This is a genomic window from Glutamicibacter sp. AGC84, assembly GCF_053543575.1.
In genome coordinates, this window is record NZ_JBLVOC010000015.1 from 61634 (window position 1) to 69125 (window position 7492).

Genomic DNA, 7492 nt, shown 5'->3' on the forward strand with positions numbered 1-7492 from the left:
CAGGCCCGAGTCCTGGCGTCGGCAAAGCCTAGTCGTTGGGCTTTGGCGGTGCCTGCTTCATCAGCTCTTCGAATGCCCGGCGTTCCTTGCGCGAGACCGGGATCTGGCCGGTCAACGGGTTGACGACCTGGCCAGCGGCTTCGGCAGGCGCGGGGGCAGCCGCAGGGCTCTTCCCGGCATCCGCGGTCCTCGAGGCCTCCGTGGCCGCGGCTTCTGGCTCAGCGCCCGGAACGATCTTGGCGCTGGCGCTGTCCATCGCCCGGGACAGGTCCTGGGTAGCGGTATGCTGCTGCGCCGAATGCCTGCGCGTGCCGCGGGCCTTGGCGTTCTTCTCCTTGCGGGACTCGACCAAGCGGTAGAGCACCGGCACCAGGATCAGGGTGAGCACGGTGGAAGAGACCAGGCCGCCGATCACCACCACGGCCAGCGGCTGGGAGATGAATCCGGACTGGCCGGTTAGGCCCAGGCCCATCGGCACCAGCGCGAAGATGGTAGCCAGGGCGGTCATCAGGATCGGGCGCAGGCGCTGGCGGGCGCCGTGCATGATGGCATCCTCCAGGGACATGGCCGGACGCTCGGCGCTGTCCTGGCGGTACTGGTTGATCAGGTCGATCAGCACAATCGCGTTGGTCACCACGATGCCCACCAGCATCAGCATGCCGATCAGCGAAGGCAAGCCCAGCGGGATCCCCGAGATCAGCAGCAGGCCGATAGCGCCGGTCGCCGCGAAGGGAATCGAGACCAGCAGGATCAGCGGCTGGATCAGCGACTTGAAGGTGGCCACCATGATCACGTAGACAATCGCGATGGCCGCCAGCAGTGCCAGGTACAGCTGGTTGAAGGACTCGGCCTGCTCGGTTGCGGCGCCGCCGATCTCCGCGGTAGCGCCCTCGGGCAGCTGCACCGAGTCCAGGCTCGTGGCGACGTCCTTGGACACCTCTCCGAGCATGTTCTCCACCGGAGCCAGGGTGACCGTAGCGATACGCTCGCCGTTGGAGGTGGTGACCTGCTGGACCACCTTGGCACGCTCAACGGTGGCCAGATCCTGCAGTTCCCTGATGCCGGCGGCGGTAGGGATCTGCAGCTCGCGCAGCTTCTCCAGGCTGTCCAGGTCCATCCCTTCGCCGATCTGCACCGTCATGTCGGTGTAGTCCAGGCGCAGGGTGCCTGCCGGAACAGGGGAGACCTGCGAAGCGACCATGCCAGCGAGCTGGGTCTCGGTCAATCCCGCCTCGGCAGCCTTCTGCGCATCGATATCGATGGACACCTGCTCGCGTTCGGCAGAAAGGTTATCGGAGATTTCGGTGACGTTCGCGGTACCTTCCAGTGCTTCGCGCATCGTGGAGGTCGCCTCGCGCAGGATCCCCTCGTCCGGGGCCTTGATCTCGATGGTGACATCGCTGGACATCATGGCCGAGGAGTTCGAGCCGAAGCTCAGGTCCAGGTCCTCGGGCAGGTCCAGGCCTTCCACCTGCTCGCGCACCGTGTTCTTCAGCGCTTCCTGGTCGGCATCGGCATTGGTGATCACGGTGAAGCTTGCGGTATCCGAGCCGGAGGAGAACATGGCAGCCATGCCGCTGGCGGTGCCCACGGTCAGCTGGACATCTTCGATTCCCTCGATCTCAGCGAGCCCGGTCTCGATTTTTGCCGCTTGCTTTTCGGTGGTTTCCATGGAGGTGCCCGAAGGCATCTTGGCGGTGATGGAAATCGAGTTCTCGCCGGTGGAGCCCAGCAGGTTGGTGTTCAGCAGCGGGGTCATGGCCACGGTGCCGGCAAGGACCAGCACTGAGGCCAGCAAGGTGATGACCGGGTGCTTCTGGGTCCCTTCCAGCACCGGAATGTAGGCACGCTGCAACCACGACTTGTCTTCGGCCACATGCACGGTATGGGTTTCGCCGCTGCCCGGGCGGTGCGGCAGGAACCAGTACGCCAGTACCGGAACAATGGTCAGCGATACCAGCAGCGACGCCAGCAGCGCGATGGTCATGGTCAGCGCGAACGGGCTGAACAGTTCGCCGGCCATGCCGCCCACCAGGGCGATCGGCAAGAAGACCGCCACGGTGGTCAGGGTCGCCGCGGTAATGGCGCCGGCCACTTCCTTGACCGCCAGCAGGATCGACTGCGCCTTGGATTCGCCATGGGACAGGTGGCGCTTGATGTTCTCGATCACCACAATCGAGTCATCCACCACGCGGCCAATGGAAATGGTCAAGGCGCCCAAGGTCAGCATGTTCAGCGTGTATCCAAAGGCATTCATCCCGATGAAGGTGGCCATCAGGGACAGCGGAATGGAGATCGCGGTGACCAGGGTGGAGCGTACCGAGAACAGGAACACCAAGATGATGATCACCGCGAAGCCCAAGCCCAGGGCGCCTTCCAGCGCCAGATGCTTGATCGAGTCCTCGATGAAGGGCGCCTGGTCGAAGATCGTGGTCATGGTGGCCTTGTGGCCCAGCTCGGACTCCAGGTCGGCGAGCATTGCGGTGACCGCGTGCGAAATGGCTACCGTGTCGCCATCGGGAGTCTTGGTGACCTGGATGGATAGGGTCTCCTCGCCGTTGGTGCGGGTAATGCTGGTGGCCTCATCGGCCTTGACCGAGACCTCGGCGACGTCCTTGAGCAGCACCGGACCGCCATCGGTGACCAGCGGGATTTCCTTGATGGCCTCCAAGCTGTCCGGGGTGGAGCCGGCGATGACCGGCAGTTCCAGGCCATCGACGTCCATGTTGCCAATGGGCATGGGGGAGCCGGCGTTCTCGATGCCGTCCTTCAGATCCGTGACGGCCAAGCCGGCATCGCGCATCTGGTCGTCTTTCGGGATCACCGCAATGTGCTGGGAGGCGCCACCGGAGACCGAGGCCTCGCGGACCCCCTCGATCTTCTGCAGCTTGGGCAGGGTCAGGCGCTCCACGTCGTCGTTGAGTGCTTCCAGGGACTGGTCCGAGGAGACGGCCAGGGCCAGGACCGGGAAGTCCGCGATGGAGCCGGCGAAAGCGGTGGGCTCGACATCCTCGGGAAGCTGGGCCTTGGAATTGGCAATGGCCCGTTCCACCTGGGTCCGGGCACGATCCATGTCCGTTCCGTATTCGAAGGTCAGCGAGATGCGGGTGAAGCCGGTCTGCGAGGTAGCGGTGGAGGATTCCAGGCCCTCAACTGCCTGCAAAGCGGTTTCCAGCGGCTCGGCCACCTGCTCGTCGATCACCTCGGGGCTGGAGCCCATTTGGGTTGCCATGACCGAGATCTGGGGGAATTCCAGGGCGGGGATCAGCTCTTGCTTGAGCGATCCCATGGAAATCACGCCGAAGACGGCGGCGAAAACCGTGATGAGCGCAATGAGCGCCCGGTTTTTCAATGACAAGATGGCCAAGCGCTGCATGCGGGTGTGGTCCTAGCTGTGTCGCAGTGGGAAGGGCTGATCTCAACTTTAGTTGGTTGCCATTGCTCAACAGTCACCGGGAGATGTAAAGCACGCAAAATCATCCCAATGGATTACCCCGAAGCTGCCTGGGCCCGCCCGCACGTGCCCATGCTGCCGATGCCGCGGCGCGCGCAGTGGTGCTGGCGCGCCTGCCCGATTCTTAAGGGAAGGCGGCGGCTGGTGGCCGCATGGAATACTGGGAACATGAGTCTGCAGATGCCGATTGCGGTGCAAGCCACCGCGCAGCAAGGGATCCGGCGGCTGATCAGGATCCGGTACCGCTATTTCAGCTACGCCCTGCGCTACGCCGACGGGCGGGAAGTCTCCGGCTTGGGCTGGGCCGAGGCCGATAAATTGCTGCAAGGTCACCGGTATCCCGCCGACGCCTCGTGCACGCGCCACGGCGCCGAACGCCATTGCCCCGATCTTGGCGCCGGCGCCTGGGTGGGCTACCCCTACGGCGAGCCACTGGATCGGCAATAGCCCGCCGTGTGTCCGGATACGCGAGAACCGCCCACCAATGCTGGGGGGCGGTTCTCGTTGTGCTTGGTGCCTACAGTCCCAGGGACTTGTCGGTGGCTGCCTTGACCTCAGCGTAGAGTGCTGGGTTCTCGTTCAGCTTCTGGCCGTAGGAAGGAATCATGTCCTTGAGCTTCGACTCCCAGCCTGCGAACTGCTTGGGGAAGCAGCGCGACAGCAGCCCGACCATGATCGGGGTAGCGGTCGAAGCGCCTGGCGAAGCGCCGAGCAGGCCGGAGATCGAGCCGTCCGAGGAGGTGATGACCTCGGTGCCGAACTGCAGCACGCCGCCCTTCTTGGCATCCTTCTTGATGACCTGCACCCGCTGGCCAGCGGTGATCAGCTCCCACTTGGAACCATCCGCATCCGGGAAGTACTCGGCCAGCGCCTCGTCCTTCTTGGAGCGGGACTTGAGAACTTCCTTGATCAGGTAAGTGGTCAGATCCAGGTTGTCCTTGCCTACAGCCAGCATCGGGATGATGTTGTGCGGACGCAGGGACAACGGGAGATCCAGCTGGCCGGTGGACTTCAGGAAGTTCATCGAGAAGCCGGCGTAGGGGCCGAACATCAGCGAGCGCTTGCCGTCGACAAAGCGGGTATCCAGGTGCGGTACCGACATTGGAGGAGCGCCCACCGAAGCCTGGCCGTAGACCTTGGCGTGGTGCTGGTTGATGACGGTCTCATCGGTGCAGCGCAGGAACTGACCGGAGACCGGGAAGCCGCCGAAGCCCTTGATCTCGTCGATGCCAGCCTTCTGCAGCAGTGGCAGTGCGCCACCGCCGGCACCGACGAACACGAACTTGGCCTTGACGTTCTTGACTGCGCCCGAAGCGTTGTCCTTGACGCTCAATTCCCAGCCGGCGCCCGAACGCTTGATGCCCTTGACCTTGTGGCCGTAGTTCACCGAGGCGCCAGCGGCGCCCAGCGAGTCGGTCAGGTCGCGGGTCAGGCGGCCGAAGTCGACATCGGTACCGGAGGCAACGCGGGATGCGGCAACCTTCTGCGAGGCATCGCGGCCCTTGGCCACCAGCGGGGTCCACTGGTTGATGGTGTCCAGGTCGTTGGTGATTTCCAGTTCCTCGAACAACGCATTGGGCTTCAGTGCCTCGTAGCGGGTCTGCAGGTACTTGGAGTGGTCCTCGCCGATGACGAAGGACATATGCGGCAGGGCGTTGATGAAGCTGTTGTCGGCAACGCGGTTGTTCTCGACGGCCCACGAGTAGAACTGGCGGGAAACCTGGAACTGCTCGTTGATGCCAATGGCCTTGGCCGGATCAACCGATCCGTCAGCCTTGGCAGCGGTGTAGTTCAATTCGCACAGTGCCGAGTGGCCGGTACCTGCGTTGTTCCAAGGGGAGGAGGATTCCTGCCCGGCCTTGTCCAAGTTCTCGAAAAGACCAATGGACCAGGTTGGTTCCAGCTGGTTGATCATGGTGCCAAGGGTGGCACTCATGATGCCGGCACCGATTAGTACTACGTCAAAAGATTCGGTTGACGTTTCAGAAGGCACGAGGATCTCCATCGACAGTGATACTTTGCTCTCTCCCAGAGTAGACCTATATCCCCGGGGGTTAGAAATCGTTAACTGGGTTAACGGTCACTAACTTGAGATAGACGGCGAGTTTGCCATCTGCACATCCGCGTAGCACTCATTGAGCATCGGCGAGGGCGGATAGAAGGTGACGTTGCCGTTAAACGCCAGCGCAGAGATCGGAAAGACCAGTGGGAGCGCGGGCAGATCCGCGTTCAGGGTCTTGAGGATATCGGCATAGGCGGCGGTCCGTTCCTCCCCGGAAGGGATGGAACGGGCCAGCATGATCTGTGAGTCAAGTAACGTCGAGGTGTATCCGAACTCATTCTCCTTGGCCGCCAAAATGCCGGAAAGGAAGTCGTCTGCCGAACGGTAGCCGCCGGAGAAGCCCAGCAGGTGCAGTCCCTCGAAGTCCTTGGACTGCACGGTCTGCACGTAGCCGTCGGTCCATGCAATCGGGCGCGGCTTGATGCGGATCCCCACTGCGGCGAGGTCCTCGGCGATCTGCGCGAAAGTGCGTTCAGGCAGCGGCAGGTAGTTGCGCGAAACCTGCAGCGGGTAGGCGAACTCGATCTGTTCGCCCTTGTAACCCAACTCGGCCAGCAAGGTCTTGGCCTTCGACGCATCGTGGTTCGGCGTATCTTCCGGTGCCGGAATGCTCAAGGCAGAGGGCAAGAGGGTCGAAGCGTGCTTGGACCCTTGCAGGAACAGCTTCTCAGCCAGCGAGCTGCGGTTGACCGCGTGCGCAATGGCCATGCGGAATTCCGGCTTGGCCAGCCACTTATTGCGCTGGTTCATGCCGAGGTAGAGCACGGAGAAGGGATCGCGCTGGACAACCACCTTGGCATTGCGAACCAGGGTGCGCATGATGTCCACCGAGACCATGTCGAAGCCGTCGATTTCATCGGCCAGCAGTGCGCCTTCGCGATTGTAGGGCGAAGGAACAGCAGAGATCAGCGCAACCTCGGGATGCGCGGTGTTATTGGACAGCCGCGGTTGATTCCAATAGTCCTTGAAGATCTCCAGGCGCACCACATTGTCCTCATGGGAAACGAAAGTGTATGGCCCGGTACCCACCGGGTGGGTGGAGAGCGACTCGGCCGGGTTCTGCCCGGGGCCGCCGGTCAACGCGCTGGGCGCGGCAATGGCCATGCCCGGCAGGGTCAGCGCTTCGATCAGCCCTGGCAGCCGGCGGCGCAGGTTCAAGACGACCAGGTACTTGCCGGTTGCCTTGACGGATTCGAAATAGCTTGCGGAACCGGCTGCGGACTTGCCCTCGAAGAGCTTGGTGTCGAACTTCTTGGTCAGCTCTTCAAGCTGCTTGGTGCGCAGCTGCTGGGTGGCCAGTTCCTCTTCGCTGGCGTCGGCAGCGCTCTTGAACTCTTCTTCGAGTTCCTTGGCGGTTGGAAGCTTGGGGATGTCGCTGTCGAAGTGGAAAACATTGGCAAAGCCCTGGCTGGATGAAGCGCGCAGCTGCGGGGACAAGCTTTCCCAGCGGTTGAAGTTGGCGACAACTGCTTCTGCGGTCAATTCGGTGCCGTCGTGGAAGAGCACGCCTTCGCGCAGGGTGAAGGTGTAGCGCAAGCCATCAGGGCTTTCGGTCCAGGATTCGGCCAGGCCGGCTACCGCGCCACCGGTATCGGGATCGATATCGACCAGCGTCTCGTACACCTGGCGGGTGATCCGGAAGGATTCGTTATCTGCCACGATGGCCGGATCCAGCTTGACCGGGGGAGCGGCTGCTGCCAGGCGCAGGGTCCGGGGAATGCGCGGTGCGCTGGCCGAGGCTGTGGGCGAAGCGGAGGCCGCGGGCCCCGGGTTTCCGGTGCAGGCGGTCAGTGCCAGTGCGGTAGTCGCCAATGTACCGGTCAGCAATGCGCGTCGTGATACGAGTTTCAATGGCAATTCGGGCACTGGGATGACTCATCTTCCTATGGCAGGCGGTACTGCTTCGCGCAGGGAACAAGCAAGTAAATGTGCGCAAAGGTATTTATCAAAGATAGCGCACCACGGCCACGGGGGGG

Annotated in this window: 4 protein-coding genes; 1 reads left to right on the plus strand and 3 read right to left on the minus strand. The window is 62.8% G+C overall.

Annotated features, from left to right (window positions below):
- Nucleotides 1-28: 28 nt before the first annotated feature.
- Nucleotides 29-3376, minus strand: coding sequence for an efflux RND transporter permease subunit (locus tag ACNPN0_RS09100; protein ID WP_448937865.1), 3348 nt, complete (start codon nucleotides 3374-3376; stop codon nucleotides 29-31).
- A 108-nt stretch (nucleotides 3377-3484) separates the two neighbouring features.
- Here ACNPN0_RS09100 and ACNPN0_RS09105 point away from each other — a divergent pair, with 108 nt between their 5' ends.
- A complete protein-coding gene (locus ACNPN0_RS09105; protein ID WP_448937864.1) occupies nucleotides 3485-3901 on the plus strand; it encodes a hypothetical protein in 417 nt (138 codons plus the stop codon).
- A gap of 70 nt (nucleotides 3902-3971) precedes the next feature.
- On the opposite strand, the gene ACNPN0_RS09110 is transcribed toward ACNPN0_RS09105, so the two are convergent.
- Entirely contained in the window at nucleotides 3972-5465 is a 1494-nt protein-coding gene (locus ACNPN0_RS09110) for a malate:quinone oxidoreductase (RefSeq protein WP_286134275.1), read from the minus strand.
- Between the two features lie 72 nt (nucleotides 5466-5537).
- Entirely contained in the window at nucleotides 5538-7382 is a 1845-nt protein-coding gene (locus ACNPN0_RS09115) for an ABC transporter substrate-binding protein (protein ID WP_448937863.1), read from the minus strand.
- Nucleotides 7383-7492 lie beyond the last annotated feature (110 nt).